The following is a 25,142-nucleotide window of genomic DNA, read 5'->3' as shown; positions in this document are numbered from 1 at the left end:
CATCACGAGTGGTGTCGTGAAGACGTTCAAGTTTGATTTTTTGTTCTGATGTAATAAATATTTTCATAGCGAGGATAATGATCTCCATTTCGGATAAAATCAAGCATCTTCAATGATTACGGGTATATGCAAATAGAGTTTCTATTTAATCGACGCAATTAATTAAACGTATTAAGAAACAATTTTATCTATATATTCCACCTCCACTATTCTTTCCTTTTCTTATTAATAGCTTGACTAGCTGACTAATTTAATTCGAAGGTATTACGTGACCATAATAAATATTTTCAAGATATTGCATCTCATGCGAATAAACGTATACTGCCTCCGGGTGCTTGAGACTTTCTGTCTTGAGCATTATGTTCCAGGCAGAAAGAGAAAAGCCCCATCCGACTATAAATCGAAATGAGGCTACTCCATATGCATCAACAACATAAGGCTAGCCTCTTACCTGAAAAAAAGCAAGGAGAGAAGGCGATGAAGCCGCAAAAAATCGCAATATTTAGTTTGATCATTATTTGTGTGACATTACTCATATTCACGTGGATAACCAGGGGTTCAATCTGCAAACTCCATATCAAACGAGGTAATACAGAGGTTGCGGCAAGCATGGCTTACGAATCCAGCGACAGGTAAGGCAACCTTCGGCGGGAGGTTTTTACTCCCGCCTTTTGAGATGTTGTTATGACTTGGTTCTCAGGCACCCTTCATATTTAAGTGGAATTTAACGCAAATTAAAACTGCTGAAACTTTAGCATTAATTAATATATCAGCATTTATAGATTTAAATAAGAATTTTCAATTAGATCTTTCCCTATTAGAGTATTAATTCTTTTAAGATAATTCACCATTCCTATTCATCAGATATATACAATCAAACAACCCATAATATTATAAAAACATCGATAAGTTACATAAATATATATACTTCTTAAAGGTTATCACAATTAAATTTAATACGTAAATAAATAACCTTTTCACTTAAATAGTAGGTTATTTATCCATACAATAACCTACTTTCACTTTTGTTTTATATTTTATCCAGGCAAAACTGATGTAGTTAACCGAGAGGTACAGCACAAATGTTGCCGCTCATCAAAAATATCAATTCGCCACACTTGGTGATTACGGCCAATATGAAGAGGTTTACACACGCCTTTTACTTCACCACTACGAACTGACCGAATATGGTTAGCATTAATTTCCAATCCAACAACTTTTTTCTCACCTTCGGAACAGAGATACCCAGCTAAAGAACCGAGTGATTCTGCCAGCACAACAGATGCCCCGCCATGCAATAAACCAAATGGCTGACGGGTGCGATGATCAACCGGCATTGTGCCTTCAATATAGTCATCACCGATATGCGTGATTTTTATGCCCAGATGGCCCATCATACATTGGCTATTTACTTGATTCAGGCTATCCAGTCCAATATCACGTTTCCAAATCATGGGATTATCTCCAATAAAGCTTGCAACGGATGCTTAAGTACTTGCCCTTCTATCCGTTTAACCTGACTGCGGCAGGAATAACCGGAGCTTAGACAGCGCTCCAATGGTAATTTCTGTAAGGCAGGTTGCCAGGATAATTTATAGATACCAATAGAGTGTTCTATGTTTTTGTTTTCATGACCATAGGTTCCAGCCATGCCACAGCAGCCTACACTGATATTATCCAGCTTGCTACCCAACCGATGGAAAATTTTTCCCCATTGTTGACTACTGCCCGGTAGCATAGTCACTTCAGTACAATGTCCAAATAGATACCATTTATCACCTGATTTTTCTTCATGATCACTTTTTTCTGGCAAGGCGTTAATCAACCATTCATGAACAAGCTGAACCTCAAACTTTCCACGCTGTTCTCCCAGAATTTCTTTATATTCGTCCCGATAGCACAAAACCAGCGCCGGATCGACACCGACCATAGGAATTCCCAACTCAGCAACCCGATTGAGGAAATCTGACGTCTTCTTGGCCGTTTTAGCAAAACGGGATAAGAATCCCTTGATATGTTGTGCTTTACCGTTTGGCGAAAATGGCAGTAGTACTGGTTTATATCCCAATTTCTCTACCAAACAGGCAAAATCAGCTACAACTTTAGCGTCGTAATAGCTAGTGAATGGGTCCTGAACGATCAATACATGTTCGTTACGATGAACCTGATCCATTTTTTCAAGCTGTTCTAATGTGGTGGAACGCGCACAATGACCCGCCAGTTGTTGGTGCAACGTCGGGCTGGATAACAAGGGTAAATCCACCATGCCGATAGTTTGGCGACTCAATTCTTGTATCCACGGCTGTTTCAGGAAGAAATTAAAGACCCGAGGAACTTTAGCCATTAATGGCGTGCTGCTTTCCGCACTCGCCACAATATGATCACGTAAAGGGCGAAAATAGCGACCATGATATAACTCAAGAAAACGTGCGCGAAATGACGGAACATCAATTTTAATCGGGCACTGTGTTGAGCAAGCTTTGCATGCCAGACAACCCGACATTGCCTCTTTCACTTCATGAGAAAAGTCATACTCCCCGCGCCATGCCTGCCAGCTATTGTGAGTCTTCTCGATCAACCCACGCAAACTTGGTCGTTTTTGTTCTAATCCCTGTTTCAGTAACGTCGGGTCCACACCCTGTTCAGTCAAAAGACGCAACCACTCACGCACGAGTGTCGCACGTCCTTTCGGCGAATGGATACGTTGCTGGCTCACTTTCATCGATGGACACATCGGGCTTTTTACATCGAAATTAAAGCAAAGCCCATTCCCATTACATTCCATAGCGCCACGGAATGTATTCCTGACATTTACCGGAATTGTCCGATCATATGTTCCTCGCTTAACGGCATCGACTTTCATCATAGGGGCATCAATCCCCATCGGCGGACAAATTTTACCCGGATTCAAGCGGTTATTCGGGTCAAAGGCAGCCTTAATCCGGCGTAATTCTTCATACAAGATGCTACCGAAAAACGCAGGACTGTATTCAGCACGAAATCCTTTACCATGCTCTCCCCACAATAAACCACCATAACGTGCCGTAAGACTGACAATTTCATCAGAAATCTGTTTCATCAGTATCTCTTGCTGAGGATCACACATATCCAGCGCTGGCCGAACATGCAACACCCCCGCGTCTACATGACCAAACATTCCATAATTGAGATGACGGCTATCCAATAGCTGTCGAAATTCTGCAATATAATCAGCAAGATACTGTGGCGGCACACACGTATCTTCCACAAAAGGAATGGGTTTCGCCGCACCTTTACTGTTACCCAACAAGCCAACCGCTTTCTTGCGCATTGCATAAATACGCTCAATATCAGCTAACTCTCGGCAAATTTGATAGCCAATAACCCCTGCTTGCTTGCTCTCCATCAGTTCATCAAGGCGCTGACAAAGTGTTTCTACTTGACGGTCTATCAAAGGTTGATCGTCGCCGCTGAATTCTACAATATTCAACCCCTGCATATCTTTGTCAGGAACATCAGTGATCAATTCCTTAACTGAATGCCAGACGATATCCTCACGCGCCAAATTCAGCACCTTAGAATCCACGGTTTCAACCGATAACGCCTTTGCCTCCACCATAAAAGGGGCATTACGCAATGCAGAATCAAATGAATCATATTTCACATTCACCAACCGCCTGACTTTCGGCAGCGGGGTAATATCCAAAACCGCTTCGGTAATAAAAGCGAGCGTTCCTTCTGAACCAGTTAAGATACGCCCCAAGTCGAATTTCCGCATATCGTCGCTGAAAACATGGCGCAAATCATAACCGGTCAGAAAACGATTGAGTTTAGGGAATTTTTCAACAATAAGTTCACGTTGTTCACGGCAACGACTAAGCACCGTGTTATAAATACGACCGATAACCGAATCTTCTTGCGCAATCGATTCCGCCTGGGCGATATCCATAGCGCGGGTGTCAAGTAATTCCCCCCCTAACAGAACGGCCCGCAGGCTAAGAACATGATCAGAAGTTTTACCATAGACGAGTGAACCCTGACCGGATGCATCGGTATTAATCATGCCGCCCAATGTCGCACGGTTGCTGGTTGAAAGCTCTGGTGAAAAGAAATAACCGTATGGACGCAAATATTGGTTCAGTTGGTCTTTAATCACCCCCGCTTCAACTCTGACCCAACCTTGCTCTGGATTAATCTCAAGGATACGATTCATATAACGGGACATATCCACCACAATGCCATCATTAAGCGACTGACCGTTTGTGCCTGTACCGCCACCGCGTGGAGTAAATGTCAAATTCTGATACTCTTTTTCACCGGCGACACGAGCCAATAAAACCACATCGGCACTGTATCGGGGGAAAACGACAGCCTGTGGTAAGAGTTGATAGATACTGTTGTCTGTCGCCATTGTCAGACGATCGGCATAACTGCTTGCAACATCTCCGGTAAATCCTTGTTCCTTTAATGTATCCAAGAACTTCTGTGCGACCTCACTGACGTGCGGCGCTTGTGATATACGTGGGATCATTGTCGTTTTGACCCTTTTAAAATGAGTGTCCACATTGCTCCATTTATACTATCTTTGAATCAGTGCCTTAATCAGCCGTAACCATTTACCACCGTTAACTGATTTGTCTGAGAAGGCAAGCGTTTACCTTATCATAATATTCACCTATTTTGAGTAACCTATAGATAACATCCTATTTATTCATTATCTTTAGCGCCACTCAATCCCTGAGAGAAATTAACTTATGGACAAATCTCAACCGCATTATGACCTGCCAAAGCTACTCTTTACTTTAATTTTCTTGTCACTGTTAATTGTTACGAGTTTTTGGGTGATAAAGCCCTTTATCTTCGGTTTTGTCTGGGCGGGCATGGTTGTTATCGCCACCTGGCCACTATTAGAAAAACTACAGAACAGCTTATGGGGTAAACGCTGGATTGCCGTCTCCATCATGACGCTACTGCTAATTCTATTGTTTGTAATCCCTGTCGCATTACTGGTCAGTAGCTTATTGGAAAACAGCGCGCCATTAATCCAATGGGCTAAATCCCCCTCCCATTTTCAGATACCGACAATGACTTGGCTGAATAGTATTCCTCTGGTTGGCGATAAACTTTACAGCGGCTGGAACTCACTCATTACTGATGGTGGAAATGTCCTGATAGCTAAAGTCCAACCTTATGTTGGAGAAGCAGCAACCTGGTTCTTTACTCAAGCGGCAAATGCCGGGCGCTTCGTGTTCCATCTCGGCTTGATGGTGCTATTCAGCGTACTCTTATATTTGAAAGGCGAACAGGTGGCGCTAAGTATTCGCCATTTTGCCATTCGCCTGGCAAGTAAACGCGGAGATGCCGCCATCCTGTTGGCGGCGCAATCCATCCGTGCCGTAGCGCTCGGCGTAGTCGTTACCGCGCTGGTTCAAGCCATTATCGGCGGTCTCGGCTTGGCTGTTTCAGGCATTCCTTATGCGACGTTGCTGACCGTACTGATGTTTGTCTGCTGTGTCGCTCAACTTGGCCCATTACTGATTTTAGTTCCTGCTGTCGCCTGGCTTTATTGGACGGGTGATACAACCTGGGGAACCGTACTACTGGTCTGGAGCTGCATCGTAACAACAATGGATGGATTTCTTCGCCCATTTTTAATTCGTTTGGGCGCAGATTTACCTATGGCGCTGATATTAATAGGCGTTATTGGTGGAATACTCTCATTTGGCATGATTGGCTTATTCATCGGCCCCGTTGTATTAGCGGTTGCTTATCGTTTATTAATCGCATGGATGAATGAAGTCCCAGAGCCTGAAAATGATTTAGCCGAAACGGAAAAATATCTGGAACAAGAATTGTCAGAATAATTTGTATGATATACCCGTTATCTTTCAAGTTGCCTCTTTGTTGGCTGCGCTCACTCACCCCGGTCACATAGTTATCTATGCTCCCGGGGATTCGCTCCCTTGCCGTCGCGATCCATCTTGAAATCCATAGGGTATAATTAATTCTGACTTACACAGCGAAAGAGAATTTAGCTCTTTCGCTAAAGCATAATCTTATAAAACTTACCACTCTTTTGCGGCACTTATTCATTAAATATAAATATTGTGAAAAAAATGTTAAAATTTAGTTAAATTTAGCTCATTTTAGTCGTAAATAATACGGAAATTAGGACAATTCTTAATGAATAAACCATATAACTAAATTAATATAAACGGGCTATGAACGAGACGTTTATTTCTCCTTTTGATGATTCTACTTGTTAGAAGCTCCTATATTGCTGTGTGTAGTCCTTGCCTATCACGCCCATGATAGGCTTTTTTTTTCGTTACTTTTCCACGGAAACTGTAATCAGCAACCTTAATCGTAAGAAAACCCGCCATTATTTTGACGGGCCTTTAATGCCAATTGCGTATTATTCTCAATTAACTCACTTTTGCTAATCCTAACCAAGTTTTTACAACGGTATCTGGATTTAATGACAGGCTGTCAATACCCTCTTTCATCAACCAGTGAGCGAAATCCTGATGGTCTGAAGGCCCTTGACCACAAATTCCCACATACTTGTTTTGACGTTTGGCCGCCTGAATAGCTAATGAGAGCATGGCCTTGACCGCATCATTACGTTCGTCAAATAGTTCAGATACCACCCCAGAATCCCGATCCAAACCAAGAGTCAATTGAGTCATGTCATTAGAACCAATAGAGAAGCCATCAAAATGTTCAAGGAACTGTTCTGCCAGAATTGCGTTGGACGGAATCTCGCACATCATAATGACTTTTAATCCATTTTCGCCGCGCTTCAACCCTTGGGATGCCAGTTCAGCAATAACCGCTTCAGCCTGAGCTACCGTACGAACAAACGGGATCATAATTTCGACGTTGGTCAACCCCATATCATTACGTACGCGTTTAACGGCCTCGCACTCCAACGCAAAACAGCGACGGAAACTGTCAGAAACATAACGCCCCGCCCCACGGAAACCTAGCATGGGGTTCTCTTCATCAGGTTCATAAATGTCACCGCCAACCAGATTGGCATATTCATTAGATTTAAAGTCGGACAAACGCACAATAACCCGTTTCGGCCAGAACGCAGCCGCCAGAGTGGCAATCCCCTCAGTCAAGCGCCCAATATAGAATTCAACCGGATTGTCATAACCGGCCATCAGCGATTTTATCTCCTGCTGTAACTCCAGAGTTTGCTGATCAAACTCCAGTAATGCGCGAGGATGTACGCCAATCATCCGATTAATAATAAACTCCAAACGAGCAAGACCTACGCCGTCATTCGGCAATCGGGCAAAATCAAATGCACGATCTGGATTGCCGACGTTTAGCATAATTTTTACATCAAGCTCCGGTAACTGATCGACCTGAGAACTTTGTACAGTAAAGTCCAGTTGATTCTGATAAACAAAACCCGTATCACCTTCCGCACAGGAAACTGTCACCGGCTGATTCTCTTTCAAACGTTCCGTTGCATCACCGCATCCAACAACCGCGGGAATGCCCAATTCACGGGCGATAATCGCTGCGTGACAAGTCCGTCCGCCTCGGTTAGTCACAATCGCAGCGGCTTTTTTCATAATAGGCTCCCAATCGGGATCGGTCATATCAGTGACCAGAACATCACCCGGTTGGATGCGATCCATTTCATTCAAGTTGTGAATAACTTTTACTCGACCTGCGCCAATACGATGACCTATGGCACGCCCTTCCACCAATACCTGACCTTGTTCATTCAGTTGGTAGCGCTCCATAACCTGCTGGTTTGAGCGGACAGTCTCAGGACGCGCCTGAACAATGTACAATTTGCCGTTATGACCATCTTTAGCCCATTCAATATCCATTGGCCGGCCATAATGTTTTTCAATTAATAATGCCTGACGCGCTAATGCCTCAACTTCTTCATCCGCTAAAGAGAAACGATTGCGTTGTGATTCTGCTACATCTTCGATACGTACCTGCTTACCATGTTCTTTATTGTCAGCATAGATCATATGCAGTTTTTTAGAACCCAGATTACGCCGCACAATTGCCGGTTTTCCCTTATTCAGAGTTGACTTATGAACATAGAACTCATCCGGGTTCACTGCGCCCTGAACAACCATCTCACCCAATCCGTAAGCAGAGGTAATAAAAACAACCTGATCAAATCCTGATTCAGTATCAATAGTGAACATCACACCGGAAGAGGCGAGATCGGAACGCACCATACGTTGTACACCCGCGGATAGCGCAACTCCTCGATGGTCATATCCTTGATGGACACGATAGGAAATAGCGCGATCATTAAACAACGAAGCAAACACATGCTTGATAGCAACCATCACCGCATCAATGCCTTGCACGTTTAGAAAAGTTTCCTGCTGCCCGGCAAAAGAGGCATCAGGCATATCTTCAGCGGTGGCCGAAGAACGTACAGCAAAAGAAGCTTCTGGCTCTCCTTCAGACAACAGTTGATAAGCATCCTGAATATCTTTTTCCAGTTGTGGCGTAAATGGCGTATCAATCACCCATTGGCGAATTTGCGCACCGGCTTTAGAGAGTTGATTAATATCATCAACATCCGTTTCATCCAGCAAATCATAAATACGCTGATTGACGCCACTTTGTTCCAAGAAATCATTAAATGCCTGTGCTGTCGTAGCGAAACCATTCGGGACAGAAACCCCCAATTCTGACAGGTGAGTGATCATTTCTCCCAGGGAGGCGTTTTTACCACCAACCCGGTCAATATCATGCATACCTAATTGGTTATACCAAAGCACATTACGCGGGGTGAGGTCATTATTGGGCATTAAAACAATCCTTTTAGCATTTGGGTACAAATCGGAAAATTGGCGCTGCATAGAGCAGCCATAAATAGATTAACACAATGTTTTCGCACACATAGAAAGGTGAATCGATCAACCCAACACATTATTTTTTTCTTAGGTATACTTTGCAGAAAATCGATACCCAGTTTTATTCAACTAAACAATAAAAGGTCACTATAAGTATCATGGCGGAATTCAGATTAGCAACATCAGCGGAACGTAATAATGTTGAAGGCGTTGAGAATGTTGAACGTACCGTTTTCTTTATTTCAGATGGCACGGCAATTACCGCGGAAGTATTGGGCCATGCTGTCTTATCACAATTTCCCATCAAAATAACTGCTTATACGCTTCCTTTTGTCGCAAGTGAAACCCGCGCAAAAGAAATAAAGCAACAAATAAACCAGATATATCAAGATACGCGTATAAGACCTTTAGTTTTCTATTCCATTATCTCTTCTGGAGTGAAAAATATTATTACCAGCAGCGAAGGATTTTGTCAGGATATTGTACAGACACTAGTTGCCCCATTACAGCAAGAAACCGGATTGGAACCCAAACCCGAACTTAATCGCACCCACGGTCTGACTGAAAAGAATCTCAGTCAGTACGATGCGCGCATAGCGGCTATTGATTATGCCCTGGCCCATGATGATGGTATCTCTCTGCGTAATCTTGATCAGGCACAGGTTATCCTATTGGGCGTATCCCGCTGTGGGAAAACACCCACCAGCCTCTATTTAGCCATGCAATTTGGTATTCAGGCGGCAAATTATCCTTTCACTGCGGATGATATGGACAATTTACAATTACCTACGACATTAAAACAATTTCAGCATAAGTTATTCGGTTTAACTATAAGCCCTGAACGGCTGGCGGCGATTAGGGAAGAACGTCGAGAAAATAGCCGTTACGCGTCATTAAGGCAATGTAGAATAGAAATTTCAGAAGTTGAAGCTTTATTCCGTAAAAATAAGATTAATTATCTTAACACCACCAATTATTCTGTTGAAGAAATCTCGACCAAAATAATCGACATGATGAAGCTAAACCGACGAATGTTTTAAAAATATATCAATAGGAATAATGGAAAAAAATTTATCATATGATTAATTATATCATTTGTTTAACTTAGTCGTTTTCGTTTATTGTAATTTCAATTACCTATAGATCTGCCTGCTAATGTGAAACGAACTTTGAGAAAATATATGTACAAAACAGATGGTTTAAAGACTTACCGTGTCGATAGTTTGGTAACACCTCAAGCTCTTGCAATTCAATTTCCCGTCTCCGAAAAAATCGCTAACAATGTTACAGCGTCACGGAAACGCATTGCCGATATTCTCTGCGGGAATGACCCACGGCTTATGGTAATCATCGGTCCTTGTTCTATTCATGATATTGATGCTGCTTTAGATTATGCACAGCGACTGAACAGATTGCGTGAAAAATACCAGCACAGACTGGAGATTATTATGCGCGCCTATTTTGAGAAACCGCGCACAGTAGTAGGCTGGAAAGGTTTAATTTCAGATCCCTATCTCGACGGCTCTTGCCAGGTAAATCGGGGAATTACTTTGGCCCGGAAATTACTGGTCGACGTCAATGAATTGGGTTTACCCACGGCAACCGAATTTCTGGATATGGCGACCGGCCAATATATTGCCGATCTGATCAGTTGGGGCGCTATCGGAGCCAGAACAACAGAGAGCCAGATTCACCGTGAAATGGCCTCCGCCCTCTCCTGCCCTGTTGGCTTTAAAAACGGAACGGACGGCAACATTCGTATCGCCATAGATGCAATCCGCGCAGCCAGTGTCTGTCACACATTTCTCTCGCCTGATAAGCACGGTCAAATGACTATCTATCAAACCGAAGGCAACCCATACGGCCACATTATTATGCGTGGAGGCAAACAGCCTAATTACAGCGCCCAAGATATCGCTATAGCTTGTACCCAGCTACGCGAATTTAATTTACCAGAACATTTAGTTGTCGATTTCAGTCATGGAAATTGTCAAAAAATACATAAACGCCAACTGACTATAGCAAAAGAGGTGGGCCAACAGATTCAAGAGGGTTCTACTGCTATTGTCGGTGTGATGGCTGAAAGTTTTCTGGTTGAAGGCACCCAGAAAATCATTCAAGGACAACCGCTAAATTACGGTCAATCGATCACAGATCCTTGTCTAAACTGGCAAGATACAGAACAACTTATTGACATTCTCGCCGAAGCAGTAAGTTACCGTTTCTGAATCCTTATTCTGAGTTAGCCTTTATTCATTCATAAAAGGCTAACTGACAACAAATTAGGTAAATTTTATTAATATGATGATCATGACCACCAAAAATATTGCTTGAAGTCGCCTCCCCATATAACGATAATAATTCTCACTATGATAATAGTTAGTATTCGCAAAGTGGTTTTATGACTAAAATATGTCACCAACGTTCTTGCATTACGCTTGAAGAACGATACAGCACCTATCCTACTGAAATTGTAGAAATTGGCTACATTGACAGTAAACAACTATTAGGTGAGCTAGGAATTACCAGAATTCGTCACCAAGGAGAATTCTACCAATTACGCCAAACTAAAGCCGGTAAGCTGATACTAACTAAATAAAATAATAACTCAGCCAGCCACCCAGATCGCGTATCGGGGCAGCCAGCTATATCCATAACTCATAAAATATTATTATGGAGATTCGTCTGATGTCTCAATCTGCAAGATCAACACTTAAACTATCAGCGTTAAGTTTAGCGATTATTAGTACTATTTCTGCTCATGCAGCAACAAAATCGTCCGATTCCGGCAGTGATAAATCATCATCCCGTGATGTGATAACTGTTTATGCCACAGGTAATGAAAGGGATAGTTTCGAAGCTCCCATGATGGTCACTGTGATAAACAGTAAATCACCACAAAGTCAGACAGCAGGTAATGCTAACGACCTCATCAGAAAAATACCCGGCATTAACATAGCCGGTACAAACCGTGCTAATGGGCAAGATGTTAGTCTGCGCGGTTATGGTCCAAAAGGTGTTTTGACATTGATTGACGGTATTCGCCAAGGTACCGATACCGGTCATATCAATGGTACGTTCCTGGACCCGGCATTAATTAAACAAGTCGAAGTTGTACGCGGCCCTTCCGCCCTACTTTACGGCAGTGGCGCCTTAGGCGGTGTGATCGCTTATCAAACCGTTGATGCAGCAGACCTTTTGCAAGCAGGTCAAGATCACGGATTCCGCGTTTTCGCCCGCGGTGCAACCGGTGACCATAGTATGGGCTTCGGTGGTGCGACTTTCGCGAAATCGGAATCCCTGGATGGCGTATTTGCCTTCAGTACCCGTGATTCAGGTAATATCCGCCACAGTAATGGCGTGGTTGGCGATAATGATGAATTTATCAGTAACCTGATGGCAAAAGGCAGCTGGAAAATTGATGACAACCAATCCTTGAGCAGCCAATTACGTTACTACCGTAATGAAGCTAATCAACCTAAAAATCCACAAACTCTCACCGGAAAAAATAAAGACCCTGGCAGTTGGACTGACCGCACGACAACTCAACGTGACGCCCAACTTAGCTACCAATTAAATCCAGCGGAATATGATTGGTTAAATGCTAAAACTGACCTCTATTATTCTGATATCACTATTGATGCCCGTACTAAAGGAAAAGGGTTCGAAGGCCGTAAGCAGAAAACCTATGGCGTAAAATTGGAAAACCGCTCCCGCCTGTGGACAGATAGCCCGCTGGCGCATCAATTTACCTACGGTGGTGAAACTTACAAACAGAAACAGACCCCAAACGGCAATACAGATAGCTTCCCTGACGCTGATATCCGCTTTTATTCCGGCTGGTTGCAAGATGAGATGACGCTGCGCGACCTGCCAGTCTCTATTATCGCCGGCACTCGCTATGACAAGTACAAAGGAACCAATTCTAAAGATGAGGCTGTCAGCGCGGATAAATGGTCTTCCAAAGGCGCTATCAGTATCACGCCAACTGACTGGTCGATGCTGTTCACCTCTTATGCCCAAGCTTTCCGCGCCCCGACAATGGGAGAAATGTATAACGATTCTATGCACTATCCCGGAAACTTCTGGACTCCTAATCCAAATCTCCGCCCAGAAAGTAATGAGACGTGGGAGTCTGGTTTTGGTTTACGTTTCGATAATCTACTGGCAGATAATGACGAACTGAAATTCAAAGCGAGTTATTTTGATACTAAAGCTAAAGATTATATTAAGTCAGATGTAGTCAATCGAGGAAGGAATACAACATCTATCAATATATCTAGAGCCAAGATCTGGGGATGGGATGCTTCCATAAACTATGAATCCAATCTGTTCTCCTGGGAACTGGCTTACAACCGCACAGAAGGTAAAGATGAACAAAGCGGTGATTCTCTAGATAACCTTAGCCCAGATACTATCACCAGCATCTTGGATATCCCTATTGCACAGACCGGTTTCTCTGTCGGCTGGGTAGGTCAATTCACCAAGCATACTAATTTCAAAGGTAAAGATGCCAGAGGTAGAGATCCTAAACAACAAGCTGGCTACGGCATTAATGATTTCTATGTCAGCTATCAAGGTGAAGGAATGCTAAAAGGTGTGACTACCACGGCAGTTTTGGGCAATGCTTTTGATAAAGAATACTACTCGCCACAAGGAACGCCTCAGGATGGCCGCAACGCCAAACTGTTAGTCAGTTACCAGTGGTAATTAAATAAATATATTTCAAGGAGTTAAACTGTGAATTCGTCACTTTATGAACGTTACTTGCAAGCCAAAGCTGATAATAAAGCCAAATATGCCCGTGATTTGGCGGCCTATCTGAATGTCAGTGAAGGTGAATTATTGCATAGCCGCGTTGGCATCGATGCCAAACGCCTTAATGTTGACGCCCCAACTTTACTGGAAGAGTTGGCTATTGTTGGTGAAACTAAAGCGATCACCCGCAACGATTTTGCTGTTCATGAACAGATTGGCCGTTATGAAAATACACGTTTCAGCAGTCATGCAGGGCTGGTCCTGAATCCTCGTGAAATCGACTTAAGAATATTCTTTGAACATTGGAATAGTGTATTTTATCTGGTTGAACCCGCAAAAAATGGTATGCGCCACAGCATTCAATTTTTTGATCGTCAGGGTGATGCACTGCATAAAGTTTATGCAACAGACAATACTGATATGGCAGCCTGGGAAACACTGATTGAAAAATATCAGACAGAAAACAACCCTGAATTGGTCATCAAACCTATAGAAGAAACCACCTATTCAACCGTAACAAATGAACTGAAAGCCCAGCTTGATGAAGAGTGGCGAGCAATGACTAACGTTCATCAATTCTTCACGTTACTTAAACGCCATAACCTGAACCGCCAGCAAATTTTCAATGCGGTACAGGATGATCTGGCTTACAAGGTGGAAAATTCCGCACTGAATGAGCTTATCAACACCGCTTATAACGATCAGAATGAAATCATGATTTTCGTCAGCAACCACGGCTGCGTACAAATTTTCACCGGAAAGCTGGAACGTCTGATGCCATATCAGGAAGAAAACTCAGATCAGAAATGGATTAATATCTTTAACCGCAATTTCACACTACATTTAATAGAGAGTGCTATCGCTGAAAGCTGGGTAACTCGTAAGCCAACAGAGGATGGTTTTGTCACTAGCCTTGAGCTATTTGATGCTAATGGCAACCAAATTGCTCAACTGTTTGGTCAGCGTACAGAAGGCACTCCTGAACAAACTCAGTGGCGTGAGCAAATAGCTGCTCTGCCAAAACTGCAATCAGAACAGGAAGAGTGTATAGCATGAAACAATGGCTTCTGACATTTGTCCTCGCGGTATCATCGTTCAGTGCTTTTTCCACTGAACGGATCGTCACTATCGGTGGCGATGTATCTGAAATTGTTTTTGCACTTGGTGAAGGTGAAAAAGTTGTCGCCAGAGACAGCACCAGCCAGAAACCAACCGAATTGCTTACTTTACCCGATGTCGGCTATATGAGAATGCTCAACCCTGAAGGTATTCTCTCTATGAATCCGACACTGGTTCTAACCAGTGAGTTGGCAAAACCTTCACTGGCGCTTAAGCAACTCCAGGATTCTGGCGTAGAAGTGATTCAGATAACCGGAAAAGCAGCGTTAGAAGCCGTTCCTGAAAAAATTAAGACCGTCGCTAAGGCGGTCAATCAAGCTGAACGTGGTGAACAACTGATTCAGCAATATCAAAAATCGCTGGCGGAAATACCGACAACCGCATTGCCCACCCGTATTCTGTTTGTCATGAGTCACGGGGGTATCATGCCAATGGCCGCCGGGCAAAAAACCGCCGCGGACAAAATGATTCGCGCTGTCGGCGCCACTAATGCCATGCAAGGTTTCAATAATTATCGTCCACTTTCCCAGGAAGGTGTTATTGCCAGCGCACCAGATCTGCTATTGGTAACGGAAGATGGGATTAAATCAATGGGCGGTTTGGATAAAATCTGGCAATTGCCCGGCTTGAAACATACCCCTGCCGGCCAGAAACAACAGGTTTTAATTGTAGATGATATGGGGCTACTCGGTTTTGGCCTCGAAACCCCCTCAGTAATGAAACAACTCAGACAGGCGGCGGAGAAGACTCAATGAGCCGTATGAAGTCTCCGGGATTGGGTTTAGCGTTTCTTTGTTTGTTATTGTCCGGGCTGGCTATCGGCTCTGCCAATATTGGCGCATTATCATTATCTTTCAAGACATTATGGGAATCTTCCATTAGTGATCCACAGTGGCAAATCTGGCTTAATATCAGATTACCGAGGGTGCTATTAGCCATACTGGTTGGCTGTGCTTTAGCGGCTTCCGGCGCTGTAATGCAAGGATTATTTCGCAATCCACTGGCTGATCCTGGTCTGCTAGGTATCAGCAGTGGAGCCGCACTGATGGTTGCAATGGCAATTGTTCTGCCCGTTAGCCTACCATCTGTAATTGCTATGTACGGGCATATTATCGCTGCTTTTATTGGCAGCCTACTAATTTCATTACTGATTTTTTCACTCAATAAATATAACTACGGAAATCTGGCCCGCTTATTACTCGCCGGGATTGCTATCAATGCCCTTTGTATGTCTGCTATTGGCGTCCTGAGCTATCTCAGTGACGATCAACAGCTACGGCAATTCTCCTTATGGATGATGGGTTCACTCAGCCAGATAGAGTGGCCGACGTTGGCAATTACCGCTTCTTTAATTATTCCCGCCACTATCCTAACTTTCAGCCAGGCCCGTAAACTGAATTTGCTGCAATTAGGAGATGAAGAGGCCCACTATCTTGGTATAAATGTCCAGCGCACTAAATTCCAGTTATTACTACTCAGCGCTCTGCTTATTGGCAGCGCTGTTGCATTAAGTGGTGTTATTGGATTTGTTGGGCTAGTTATCCCACATTTGATCAGAATGCGATTTGGCGGTGATCATAATTGGCTGCTTCCCGGTGCTGCGTTAGGCGGAGCTTCTCTTTTGCTTACCGCGGATACACTGGCAAGAACATTGGTCTCCCCGGCAGAAATGCCCGTTGGCCTTATCACTGGTTTAATCGGCGGTCCATATTTTCTATGGTTGATACTCAAACAACCGGGGAACCGTGCATAATGGATGCCATAAAAAACAATATTTCTCTGCAAGCACAGAATTTAAGCTACTCAATTGGCAACCAGAAAATAATTGATAATGTTTCGCTCTCGGTAAATAAAGGCGAGATTGTCGCCATCATTGGGCCAAATGGCGCTGGGAAATCCACATTATTGCGACTATTAACGGGATATATAAAACCTGAACATGGACAATGTTATTTACATGGAATACCCATTGAGCAATGGCCGGCGGAACAATTAGCCCGTACTCGCGCCGTCATGCGTCAACATAACTCACTCGCTTTCCCTTTCAGTGTGGAAGAAGTGATCGCTATGGGACGCTCTCCTCATGGTATCCATCATAAACAGACAGCGATCGATACCGTTGTTGAGCAGACGGATTGCCAGGAGTTACGTCATCGTGACTACCGGCAACTCTCCGGTGGTGAACAGCAAAGAGTACAACTCGCTCGCGTCCTGGCTCAACTTTGGTATCCAACACCAATAGAATGCTGTTTATTTCTTGACGAACCGACATCAGCCCTGGATCTCTACCACCAGCAACATACTTTGCGTCTGCTTTACCGACTAACTCGGGAACAACCTATGGCTATGTGCTGTGTTTTACATGACCTGAATCTTGCTGCTCTCTATGCAGATAAAATCTTTCTGTTACATAAAGGGAAACTTGTCGCTGCGGGTACACCAGAAGAGGTACTAAATGATCATACTTTGAGAAAATGGTATCAAGCAGATCTTGGTATTACCCGCCATCCCGAAACCCAGCAACCTCAGATTTATTTGAGGCAATAACAGCAAATCTGACAGGCAAATTATTTCAATCTCTTGCCTGTCTTACTTTTCACTTACGAAATTTTATTGCATCGGGCAGATACCAGAAAGTTGCAATCAGGCACAAGCAATAACCCAGAAGTTCACACCCCTCTTCAACCATATTTTTCACAGTTCGATCAAAATTTTCGAGCATCAAACCTTGCCATAATTCTCCCATACCAAACAAACGGGAAAAAACCAGTACACACAAAATACCCGCAACCATCATGCTGTAACTTTGATGGCGCGTAAAATGCACAAGCCCAACCAATGTATCCCGGCCTTTACGAACAGCATAAAAAATACAAATTAACGCTAACGGAATAGCAACCCATGCCCAGGCGCCATGAAATATTTCATCGAAAATAGTATCCAGCTCCCTTATCAATAAACAAGCAAAAAAACCTGATATCAAGATTAATGCGGGGCGCAATTGACTATTCTTCTTTGCTTCTAACAGGAATATAGCAGAAATAACAAGCAGGATACTTTCCTGAGAAATTTCAGTTAATGAACTCTCTTTCACCCCATTTTGCAAATAAATAATATCAATAAAGAGTGCGCCTATAACCATAGTTAAAATCAGAGCATAAAGAACAAAAAATGCCAATTTTTTCGTTAAAAAAATCAAGTCCGATTGCATTACAACCTCCATTAAATTAAATGACGAACGATGATACTGTTTTAAATAAATTAGTGAAGATCATTTGATGCTAATTATTATTAAAACAAAGGAAACTTGCGCAAATGATAATAATTATCAATTATAAATAGCACTTTTTGCCTATAGATATCCCGGATTTATTTTAAAATACACACATTAGTAACCATCGTTATTATCCTTATAAGAATAACTAACGAAATCTAATGTTTTAGCAACTAGCCCACCATTAGTGGGAGGTGAAAATGTCAGAAAATGTAGTAAATGATATTGTCAGATGGCTCGAAACTCAGCTCGAACGTAACGAAGGTATAAAAATAGCGACCATTGCTGACAAAAGCGGTTATTCAAAGTGGCATCTACAAAGAGTGTTTAAAGAAGTGAAAGGCTATACCCTGGGTGAATATGTTCGCAAACGGCGTTTACATGAAGCAGCAAGATCTCTACGTGAAGAAAACTTACCAATCCTTGATATCGCCTTACAGTATGGGTTCAGTTCTCAGGCAACATTCACTCGGATCTTTAAAAAACACTTTAATACCACACCTGCCAGATTCAGAGAAAATGGCAATCTACCTGAATTAATGTACTTCTTAGATCATAAGCAATAACCGAGTCCATAATAACCTCATTGATAGTATTCCCTAATGGTCAATATTTTATTGACCATTTGATTTTTATGCTATCTGAATTCATTAACATCCTAATTGTTCAAAAAACCAAATAAGGATTTTTCAGAGAACTATTGGCTAACTTAAATGACTATAAGATTCATTCAGTTTTATTAATCCACTGCGAATAAACCAATTAGTATAATTTAAAAATAAAAATATTTTCATATAAATCATAACAATAATGTGAAATATCTTTATCTAACCAGCAAGCAGATAAAAAACACCATCTTGCCTATTTTTAGGCAATGTATATTAACGAAAGATCCTTATTTTTTATTAAATAGTATTAATTAGAATACCTTTTTAACAACACTTGACAACCCAGAAAAATAAAACTAAAAAAATATACATCAGGGATTTATAAATACCTTTATCCTCAAGCTCAATGTATGTTCAGTTATTAAAAATTAAAAACCCCGAAGATTAAACATCAGGGTTTTTATTCAAAATTAATTCCAATTCACTATTTATCCCAATGGACATTATTTTGCTGACAGTTTGAATACGGCCAAAGTTTAAAATGGAAAATAAAATAATTTAATGGGATAGACTTTTAATACCTTTAACGTAAATAATAGCGAATAATATTTTCTATAGGAATTTTCACTCCGATCATTCCTAGTTTTTACCGTCCTTTATTATCCACCAGTTCCGCCACCAGTTCCACCGCCAGTTCCGCCGCCAGTTCCGCCGCCAGTTCCACCACCAGTTCCACCGCCAGTTCCACCACCAGTTCCACCACCAGTTCCACCACCAGTTCCACCACCAGTTCCGCCGCCAGTTCCACCACCAGTTCCGCCGCCACCTCCCTTATCCTCCTTAATTAATACGCCGTTGATATATCCATGTTTATTATATTCATATCCGGTAGTTCTAATAGTGACTTTCTTTGAATTAAGATGTGCAAGAATCAAAGCTATTAAACTACCACTCCCTTGATAACCACCATCAGAATTATCCAAAAGAAAATCCCTTGAAGCGCCTTTGTCATCAACAATTATTATATGAACATTGTTTCTGGCTATCTCTGGAGCAATTTGAATGGAAGACACAGTTACATCAGAAATCGTTACATTAGGTGCAACTATATTATTAGAATTATTTTGATCAATCATAATATATTATTCCTTATAAGGTTAAATTCACACCAAGTTATAAATATAGAAAACCATATCAAACTAAAAAACTTAACTAATTTACTGAACATCCATATTCAACCATCATAATCCATAAACTTATAAAAAATAAACACACTTTTCAACTTTAAAAATAGTGCAGAACCAATAGTGCGTCAATAAAAGACCAAAGAAAATAAAAACCAAAAAAAATAAGCATTCAACATTAATTTATAATAACAAATTAAATTACCGTATATTTTTTATTTTTAACCTAGTGCTAGATAATCCATATATTACGTTATTTACACTAAACATACAGTAAAGAAGAAACCTTCCTAATAGTAGTAGCTAGTAATTATATAATCAACAGAAAATTCAAGTTAAAAAATATAACAGATAGATAATCAAAAATTCATACAGTTATAGCAATAGAGAAAAATATTTCGCATTGAAATCAGATCAGCTATTAAAAATCATAATAACCGATTGAATAACAGCCACCACATCAGGAAAAATGTCAAAACACAAAATGAGCCAGATATCTTTAATAGAATAATCTGGCTCATTACTTACTACTTGATAGTAAATTCAATTGACCATGCGTAGGCCACAAAACTAGTAGAAGTGATGGCCGCATGACAAACAGCTCCCCCTACTCGGCATTGTTCCCTTATTCAGCTTTAGAACTTTAGCGCCACTAACATATGTATTCACGAAAGTGGTCATAAATTCACAGGTCTTAAGCCCTTATAATAATAACGCTTTTTGCAAGGAACTACCGTTTAAATATATTGTTTATCTTTACTATAGACATGATAACCCTCATTATTATTAATATATTATTTATTCTGTTTTCATAAAAATAATTCTAATCATTGATTAAACTTTTAATTAATGAATCAAACTCCGACGGATTATTATCTAGTAGCCACTGCATAGCTGACTCGTGATCAATGAATGGTTTATCCTGAGATAATTTAAAACGACCTTCAATGTATTTCGGCACAACGTTCAGTCCCAGAATTCCAGGTAAATTCTTAACTACGCGAGGATCTTCCTTATTTGGTCGGAAAGAATCCTTACTAATAGCCAAACGCTCACTGGTTTCTAGCAAAGTATTTAAATTCATTGAAGATTCTACAATAATATCAATACTGGCATCCATATGTACTGCCGTATAATTCCACGTAGGCAACTGCCTATTCTTATAAGCCTCAGGAGGGATATAACTGGATGGTCCTATGAATACAATATGCGCATCAAATGAAACAAGATCATTAACCATAGGATTACGACGATCTGTATGCCCGAATAACATATTATCAACACCTTGGAATAAAGGAATATGGCTAGTAATGAAACCAGTGCTCATATAACGCGTTATTAATGCCAGAGGGTATGCATCAATAAATCGCCATAATAACTCTACATTTTTGCAAATGAATTCATGATAATGGAACGAGAAAGTTTTCATAATATTAATTATCCTCTAAATTTTCTTCATCAATTTCAACATCTATTTAAATAATATTTCCATTCTTAATGTTATATATTTCACTCTCAATAGACAATTAAACCATTTCTAGCACAAAATGTTAGGCATATTTCTTATACCCATCTGGCTCGAGATAAATGTTGACTTAACGAATCGACAATTGTTTTAGAACGCAATGCAAGCAAACTAAATGAACCAGCATCACCCATACCATGAGTCGATTCACACAATCCATTTAAATAAATAGGAGTAAAATCCCCCTTCGTTAAATATTTCACCCTGTAATCTCTTCCTATAGACAATATATCTCCCTGATTGGTCAGTAATTTCTTAATAGGTAATAATAACTTAGGATAACTCTCCTGGCGTTCTCCAGTGCCTAAATCAAGGAATCCAGTAGCAAGTACAACTAAATCAAAACACTCTTCAAATTCATTGCTATTAATAAAGTTTCGACTTTTTAGCAGTATGCCATTTGAAATACTCCGGCAATCCACTATTTCATTGCAAGTTAATATCTGCATTGAATTTTGATGTGACAGTTTATTTTCATACTGTTTAATATACAATTGATTCAAAACATCAATATCTGCCGACGAATAATTCGTATGTACCAATTCTCGACGAAGGCGAGCCTTATTTTCCGGCGTAGCTTCATAGAATGTATCGACAAATTCAGGGAAATAAACTTCATCAGAGAAAGGACTCGTGTCTTTCTGCCGGAATCCAAAATTCCGGGTGACGCCAACGAGTCTTTTGATATCATTTTGGGTACTGGCGTGTAATAGAATTTCTACTGCGCTTTGACTGCCGCCAATAACCGCAACGCTTAAAGAATTACTGTATTTCCTGGCCTGATCTAATGAAGGCAAATAATGGTTAAGATGAACAACACGCGCATCTTTCAATTGATTAAAAGGTTCAGGTATGAAAGGAGTACGGCCGGGAGCAAGGACAATACTTCTCGCTCTATAGATATCTCCTTTAACGGTATTGACACAATAATGATCTATATATTCACTTTGGCTATCCAGAACAGGCAAGATCTCTGTCGCCTCACAATCGTAATCAACCTGATCATTGAAAAAATTCGCCGCCCAACTTATATATTGCGCATATTCTAAACGCAAAGGATAATGCAAAGGTAAATTAAGGTGCTGATATAATCGATCAGTTTCATAAAGGAAATTGGTGAACGAATAATGACTTTTGGGATTTCTTGGCGTAACCAAATCACGCAACGGATGATTTTGAATATCAGATCCCGGCAACATCATTCCTGGCTGCCAACATGCGCTTTGTTGACGCTCAATAAACCGGACTGAAAAATGCGGGGCTAATTCCTCTAAAGCAATAGATAAAGCAATATTAGCAGGCCCAAATCCAATACCCAAGATATCATAAATTGATGAAGAGTTTTTCATAATCTCTCCTTAAATTATTTTGCTTCACGATGGCTGATAATTATAGTTTGAGCAAGCAATAGAAAATGCTGTTCTTAAACGCTCTACAATATTATTTACGTCTTGAGGAGTAATGATCAAAGGAGGCAACATCCTCAAAACAGCACTTTGCCGCCCTCCACTCTCGATAATTAAGCCTGCATCAAAACAACACTTTTTTACCATTTGAGCTAATTTTCCATTAGCTAAAGGATGCCCAAGCGCATCAGGAGGAGAATTTAAATCAATTAATTCTAAACCCAACATAAGCCCCCGACCACGCACATCACCAATAGCAGGATAATCATCTTGTAATTCAAACAATCTGTTTTTCAGGAGATTACCTGTATAGTTAATCTGATCGAGAAGATTTTCTCGCTGGATGAAATCTAAGGTAGCAGCGCCACTGACTAAAGCAATCTGATTACCTCGAAATGTACCGGCATGCGCACCCGGCAGCCACTGATCATATATGTCTCGATAGAGAAGCACTGCAAGCGGATATCCTCCCCCTATCGCTTTAGAAAGAATAATCGCGTCAGGCGTGATATCAGCGAATTCATAAGCAAACATATCACCCGTACGCCCAATTCCTGTCTGTACTTCATCAATAACCAGAGGAACATCATGTCGCGCGGTTATTTCCCGGATCTGGTGTAACCAATTAGCACTCGCCGGAATACAGCCACCTTCACCCTGAATAACCTCAACCAGCACCATTGCAGGTTTGGTTATACCACTTTCTGGATCACTAAGGAGATTTTCCAGGCTTACAAGACTCAAGCGCTCCGTTTCGCTGACACTGGTATTTGCACCAAAGGGGCTACGGAAAATATATGGATAAGGTAGAAACTGAATTTCAGCAGAAAGCCCTGTCACAGATCTCTTTGGCGCCAAATTACCCATCAAAGAAAGTGCGCCATGAGTCATACCGTGGTAAGCCCCCTGAAATACAACAATAGAACGCCGTCCGGTGGCTGTTTTAAATAATTTTAACGCTGCTTCTATCGCATCAGTCCCCGTTGGACCACAAAATTGTATTTTTGCCTGACGAGCAAAACTTTGAGGCAATATTTGATAAAGCTGTTCAACAAAGTTGATTTTCGCGGGGGTTGCTATATCCAAAGCCTGCTGTAATTGACCAGATTCCAAAAACTCAATAACTTTTTGCTTTACAAAAGGATGATTATGCCCAAGTGGTAAAGCGCCGGCACAAGCTAAACAATCAATATATTCTTTATTTTCACTGTCATATACATAAGACAATTTCCCTTTACTTAATATCCTGTCTATATTTCGCGAATAAGTACGCGCATTAGATTCGCGATCGACAAGTCGATATAATCTAAAATCATTATTCATTCTAATACCTTTTTTAAATAGGAAACTAAAAATGAGATTCTCTTGTTTCTGAGAGAATGACTTCACATGCTTTAAGCCCCAATATTTTTAACCATCGACGGTATTCCAACCCCATTCGATCACTACTGAGATGCATTTCTTGCCGTGGATCAAGCGGCAATCTTACTGGTCGTTGAGATTCAACAATAATTCTGTCTTGTTCAAATACGGTATCTTGTCTGGAAAGTATTTGTTCCAATGTAAGGTCATGACCAAAATTAATTGCAACAATCAGCCATATAATACATTCATCTTCATCAACTGGGGTCGCATTGAAGAAAGTACAAAAACGCTCAATATCCCCGGTCTTTTTCTCAAAATAAGCAGTCGTAGGATTGAGTACTGAGTAGCAATAACGTGCAGTAACCGGTATTCCCCGATGGTCGCCATAAGGTTGAAATACACTAATTTCAGAAGAATGAAGCCCACGATCATCTTGATTAACAGTATATTTCTTTATCTCCTCTGGAGCATCAGGCAAGCCGTTAAGATTGGCATGAACAAAAGGAAAATGCGAGGCATCTATAAAGTTTTCCAATGACCTTAACGCATTAGCTTTATAATAATAAGGGCCTGCAACCACTTTCCTGAAATTGGGTTTATCCCATTCTGGAAAGAAAGGAATAGGACGCAATGGTTCTAACAGGCTTACCCATATAAAACCATATTTTTCTTCTGCATAGTGACAGAAAATCAATCTCTTTGACGAAGGTGGGATATTATTCGGATGCGCAGGTGTAAAAGTACAATTCCCTTTAGCGTCATATCGCCATCCATGATATGGGCACTCAATATTCCCATTTTTAATACAACCTAATGATAGTTTAGCGCCCCGATGTCCACAATAATCTTTCCATGCGTGTATTTTATTCTCATTATCTCGCCAAAGCACCAATTCTTCACCTAATAAACGAATCGCTTTTGGTCGATTATTTTTGACCTCCTTAGAATCTGCAACAACATGCCATTGATTATTTAAAGCACAATAATCAAGCTCCTCTCTATTCCATTTTCCTGAGTACAACATCGTAACCTCCACCATTAATATATACCCGTTATCTTTCAAGCTGCCTCTTTG

20 protein-coding genes are annotated in these 25,142 nt (G+C 41.2%); 11 read left to right on the top strand and 9 right to left on the bottom strand.

What is annotated here, in order from left to right; translation table 11 throughout:
* Positions 1-405: 405 nt before the first annotated feature.
* Entirely contained in the window at positions 406-636 is a 231-nt protein-coding gene (locus tag EAE92_RS12850; protein WP_422616056.1) for a Hok/Gef family protein, read from the top strand.
* Between the two features lie 401 nt (positions 637-1,037).
* On the opposite strand, the gene menI is transcribed toward EAE92_RS12850, so the two are convergent.
* Together menI and ydiJ are read right to left on the bottom strand one after the other, a co-directional pair.
* Complete coding sequence (menI, locus tag EAE92_RS12845; RefSeq protein WP_036805375.1) at positions 1,038-1,454, bottom strand: 1,4-dihydroxy-2-naphthoyl-CoA hydrolase; 417 nt, start codon at positions 1,452-1,454, stop codon at positions 1,038-1,040.
* Positions 1,451-4,510 (bottom strand): D-2-hydroxyglutarate dehydrogenase YdiJ, encoded by a 3,060-nt coding sequence (gene ydiJ, locus EAE92_RS12840; protein WP_214068362.1) that lies wholly within the window; start codon positions 4,508-4,510, stop codon positions 1,451-1,453. The genes menI and ydiJ overlap by 4 nt, the downstream gene beginning before the upstream one ends.
* 223 nt (positions 4,511-4,733) lie before the next feature.
* Between ydiJ and ydiK the strand changes: the two genes are divergently transcribed.
* On the top strand, positions 4,734-5,843 hold the full coding sequence (gene ydiK / locus EAE92_RS12835) for an AI-2E family transporter YdiK (protein WP_214068361.1): 1,110 nt from the start codon (positions 4,734-4,736) through the stop codon (positions 5,841-5,843).
* A gap of 561 nt (positions 5,844-6,404) precedes the next feature.
* Here ydiK and ppsA read toward each other — a convergent pair.
* Entirely contained in the window at positions 6,405-8,783 is a 2,379-nt protein-coding gene (ppsA, locus tag EAE92_RS12830) for a phosphoenolpyruvate synthase (RefSeq protein ID WP_214068360.1), read from the bottom strand.
* 203 nt (positions 8,784-8,986) lie between these two features.
* On the opposite strand from ppsA, the gene ppsR reads away from it, so the two are divergent.
* From ppsR to EAE92_RS12790, 8 genes are all read left to right on the top strand, one after another.
* Positions 8,987-9,868, top strand: a complete 882-nt coding sequence (gene ppsR / locus EAE92_RS12825) for a posphoenolpyruvate synthetase regulatory kinase/phosphorylase PpsR (protein WP_214068359.1) — start codon at positions 8,987-8,989, stop codon at positions 9,866-9,868.
* Positions 9,869-10,009: 141 nt separating this feature from the next.
* Positions 10,010-11,056: a 3-deoxy-7-phosphoheptulonate synthase gene (locus tag EAE92_RS12820; RefSeq protein WP_214068358.1), complete on the top strand. Its 1,047-nt coding sequence runs from the start codon at positions 10,010-10,012 to the stop codon at positions 11,054-11,056.
* Between the two features lie 173 nt (positions 11,057-11,229).
* Positions 11,230-11,427: a hemin uptake protein HemP gene (gene hemP / locus EAE92_RS12815; RefSeq protein ID WP_214068357.1), complete on the top strand. Its 198-nt coding sequence runs from the start codon at positions 11,230-11,232 to the stop codon at positions 11,425-11,427.
* Positions 11,428-11,516: 89 nt separating this feature from the next.
* Positions 11,517-13,538 carry a TonB-dependent hemoglobin/transferrin/lactoferrin family receptor gene (locus EAE92_RS12810; protein WP_214068356.1) on the top strand — a complete coding sequence of 674 codons (2,022 nt, stop codon included), beginning with the start codon at positions 11,517-11,519 and terminating at the stop codon, positions 13,536-13,538.
* Between the two features lie 30 nt (positions 13,539-13,568).
* On the top strand, positions 13,569-14,642 hold the full coding sequence (locus EAE92_RS12805; RefSeq protein ID WP_214068355.1) for a hemin-degrading factor: 1,074 nt from the start codon (positions 13,569-13,571) through the stop codon (positions 14,640-14,642).
* Positions 14,639-15,460 carry a heme/hemin ABC transporter substrate-binding protein gene (locus tag EAE92_RS12800; RefSeq protein WP_214068354.1) on the top strand — a complete coding sequence of 274 codons (822 nt, stop codon included), beginning with the start codon at positions 14,639-14,641 and terminating at the stop codon, positions 15,458-15,460. Before EAE92_RS12805 ends, EAE92_RS12800 begins: the two co-directional genes overlap by 4 nt.
* Positions 15,457-16,458: a FecCD family ABC transporter permease gene (locus tag EAE92_RS12795; RefSeq protein WP_214068353.1), complete on the top strand. Its 1,002-nt coding sequence runs from the start codon at positions 15,457-15,459 to the stop codon at positions 16,456-16,458. Before EAE92_RS12800 ends, EAE92_RS12795 begins: the two co-directional genes overlap by 4 nt.
* Positions 16,458-17,252 (top strand): heme ABC transporter ATP-binding protein, encoded by a 795-nt coding sequence (locus EAE92_RS12790; protein ID WP_214068352.1) that lies wholly within the window; start codon positions 16,458-16,460, stop codon positions 17,250-17,252. Before EAE92_RS12795 ends, EAE92_RS12790 begins: the two co-directional genes overlap by 1 nt.
* A 49-nt stretch (positions 17,253-17,301) precedes the next feature.
* Here the strand turns inward: EAE92_RS12790 and EAE92_RS12785 are convergent, their stop codons facing one another.
* Positions 17,302-17,916: a hypothetical protein gene (locus EAE92_RS12785; RefSeq protein WP_214068351.1), complete on the bottom strand. Its 615-nt coding sequence runs from the start codon at positions 17,914-17,916 to the stop codon at positions 17,302-17,304.
* A gap of 263 nt (positions 17,917-18,179) precedes the next feature.
* Here EAE92_RS12785 and EAE92_RS12780 point away from each other — a divergent pair, with 263 nt between their 5' ends.
* Positions 18,180-18,545, top strand: a complete 366-nt coding sequence (locus EAE92_RS12780; RefSeq protein ID WP_036775906.1) for a helix-turn-helix domain-containing protein — start codon at positions 18,180-18,182, stop codon at positions 18,543-18,545.
* Between the two features lie 701 nt (positions 18,546-19,246).
* Here EAE92_RS12780 and EAE92_RS12775 read toward each other — a convergent pair.
* The 5 genes from EAE92_RS12775 to EAE92_RS12755 all read right to left on the bottom strand — a co-directional run bounded on the left by EAE92_RS12775 (position 19,247) and on the right by EAE92_RS12755 (position 25,091).
* On the bottom strand, positions 19,247-19,723 hold the full coding sequence (locus EAE92_RS12775) for a hypothetical protein (protein WP_214068350.1): 477 nt from the start codon (positions 19,721-19,723) through the stop codon (positions 19,247-19,249).
* An 871-nt stretch (positions 19,724-20,594) separates the two neighbouring features.
* Positions 20,595-21,200 (bottom strand): FMN-binding negative transcriptional regulator, encoded by a 606-nt coding sequence (locus EAE92_RS12770; RefSeq protein WP_214068349.1) that lies wholly within the window; start codon positions 21,198-21,200, stop codon positions 20,595-20,597.
* Positions 21,201-21,334: 134 nt separating this feature from the next.
* Positions 21,335-22,645, bottom strand: coding sequence for a SidA/IucD/PvdA family monooxygenase (locus tag EAE92_RS12765; protein WP_214068348.1), 1,311 nt, complete (start codon positions 22,643-22,645; stop codon positions 21,335-21,337).
* Positions 22,646-22,669: 24 nt separating this feature from the next.
* On the bottom strand, positions 22,670-24,025 hold the full coding sequence (locus tag EAE92_RS12760) for a diaminobutyrate--2-oxoglutarate transaminase family protein (RefSeq protein WP_214068347.1): 1,356 nt from the start codon (positions 24,023-24,025) through the stop codon (positions 22,670-22,672).
* A gap of 25 nt (positions 24,026-24,050) precedes the next feature.
* Entirely contained in the window at positions 24,051-25,091 is a 1,041-nt protein-coding gene (locus EAE92_RS12755; protein ID WP_214068346.1) for an aromatic ring-hydroxylating dioxygenase subunit alpha, read from the bottom strand.
* Between the last annotated feature and the right edge of the window lie 51 nt (positions 25,092-25,142).

It is taken from the genome of Photorhabdus hainanensis (assembly GCF_018448965.1).
Classification (GTDB): Bacteria; Pseudomonadota; Gammaproteobacteria; order Enterobacterales; family Enterobacteriaceae; genus Photorhabdus; species Photorhabdus akhurstii.
This window is presented reverse-complemented; position numbering and strand designations above follow the sequence as displayed.

Excerpts from the sequence above, each read along its gene's own strand:
- EAE92_RS12850 (WP_422616056.1), top strand. The coding sequence starts at position 406 with ATGAGGCTACTCCATATGCATCAACAACATAAGGCTAGCCTCTTACCT.
- menI (WP_036805375.1), bottom strand. The coding sequence starts at position 1,454 with ATGATTTGGAAACGTGATATTGGACTGGATAGCCTGAATCAAGTAAAT.
- ydiJ (WP_214068362.1), bottom strand. The coding sequence starts at position 4,510 with ATGATCCCACGTATATCACAAGCGCCGCACGTCAGTGAGGTCGCACAG.
- ydiK (WP_214068361.1), top strand. The coding sequence starts at position 4,734 with ATGGACAAATCTCAACCGCATTATGACCTGCCAAAGCTACTCTTTACT.
- ppsA (WP_214068360.1), bottom strand. The coding sequence starts at position 8,783 with ATGCCCAATAATGACCTCACCCCGCGTAATGTGCTTTGGTATAACCAA.
- ppsR (WP_214068359.1), top strand. The coding sequence starts at position 8,987 with ATGGCGGAATTCAGATTAGCAACATCAGCGGAACGTAATAATGTTGAA.
- EAE92_RS12820 (WP_214068358.1), top strand. The coding sequence starts at position 10,010 with ATGTACAAAACAGATGGTTTAAAGACTTACCGTGTCGATAGTTTGGTA.
- hemP (WP_214068357.1), top strand. The coding sequence starts at position 11,230 with ATGACTAAAATATGTCACCAACGTTCTTGCATTACGCTTGAAGAACGA.
- EAE92_RS12810 (WP_214068356.1), top strand. The coding sequence starts at position 11,517 with ATGTCTCAATCTGCAAGATCAACACTTAAACTATCAGCGTTAAGTTTA.
- EAE92_RS12800 (WP_214068354.1), top strand. The coding sequence starts at position 14,639 with ATGAAACAATGGCTTCTGACATTTGTCCTCGCGGTATCATCGTTCAGT.
- EAE92_RS12795 (WP_214068353.1), top strand. The coding sequence starts at position 15,457 with ATGAGCCGTATGAAGTCTCCGGGATTGGGTTTAGCGTTTCTTTGTTTG.
- EAE92_RS12790 (WP_214068352.1), top strand. The coding sequence starts at position 16,458 with ATGGATGCCATAAAAAACAATATTTCTCTGCAAGCACAGAATTTAAGC.
- EAE92_RS12785 (WP_214068351.1), bottom strand. The coding sequence starts at position 17,916 with ATGCAATCGGACTTGATTTTTTTAACGAAAAAATTGGCATTTTTTGTT.
- EAE92_RS12780 (WP_036775906.1), top strand. The coding sequence starts at position 18,180 with ATGTCAGAAAATGTAGTAAATGATATTGTCAGATGGCTCGAAACTCAG.
- EAE92_RS12775 (WP_214068350.1), bottom strand. The coding sequence starts at position 19,723 with ATGATTGATCAAAATAATTCTAATAATATAGTTGCACCTAATGTAACG.
- EAE92_RS12770 (WP_214068349.1), bottom strand. The coding sequence starts at position 21,200 with ATGAAAACTTTCTCGTTCCATTATCATGAATTCATTTGCAAAAATGTA.
- EAE92_RS12765 (WP_214068348.1), bottom strand. The coding sequence starts at position 22,645 with ATGAAAAACTCTTCATCAATTTATGATATCTTGGGTATTGGATTTGGG.
- EAE92_RS12760 (WP_214068347.1), bottom strand. The coding sequence starts at position 24,025 with ATGAATAATGATTTTAGATTATATCGACTTGTCGATCGCGAATCTAAT.
- EAE92_RS12755 (WP_214068346.1), bottom strand. The coding sequence starts at position 25,091 with ATGTTGTACTCAGGAAAATGGAATAGAGAGGAGCTTGATTATTGTGCT.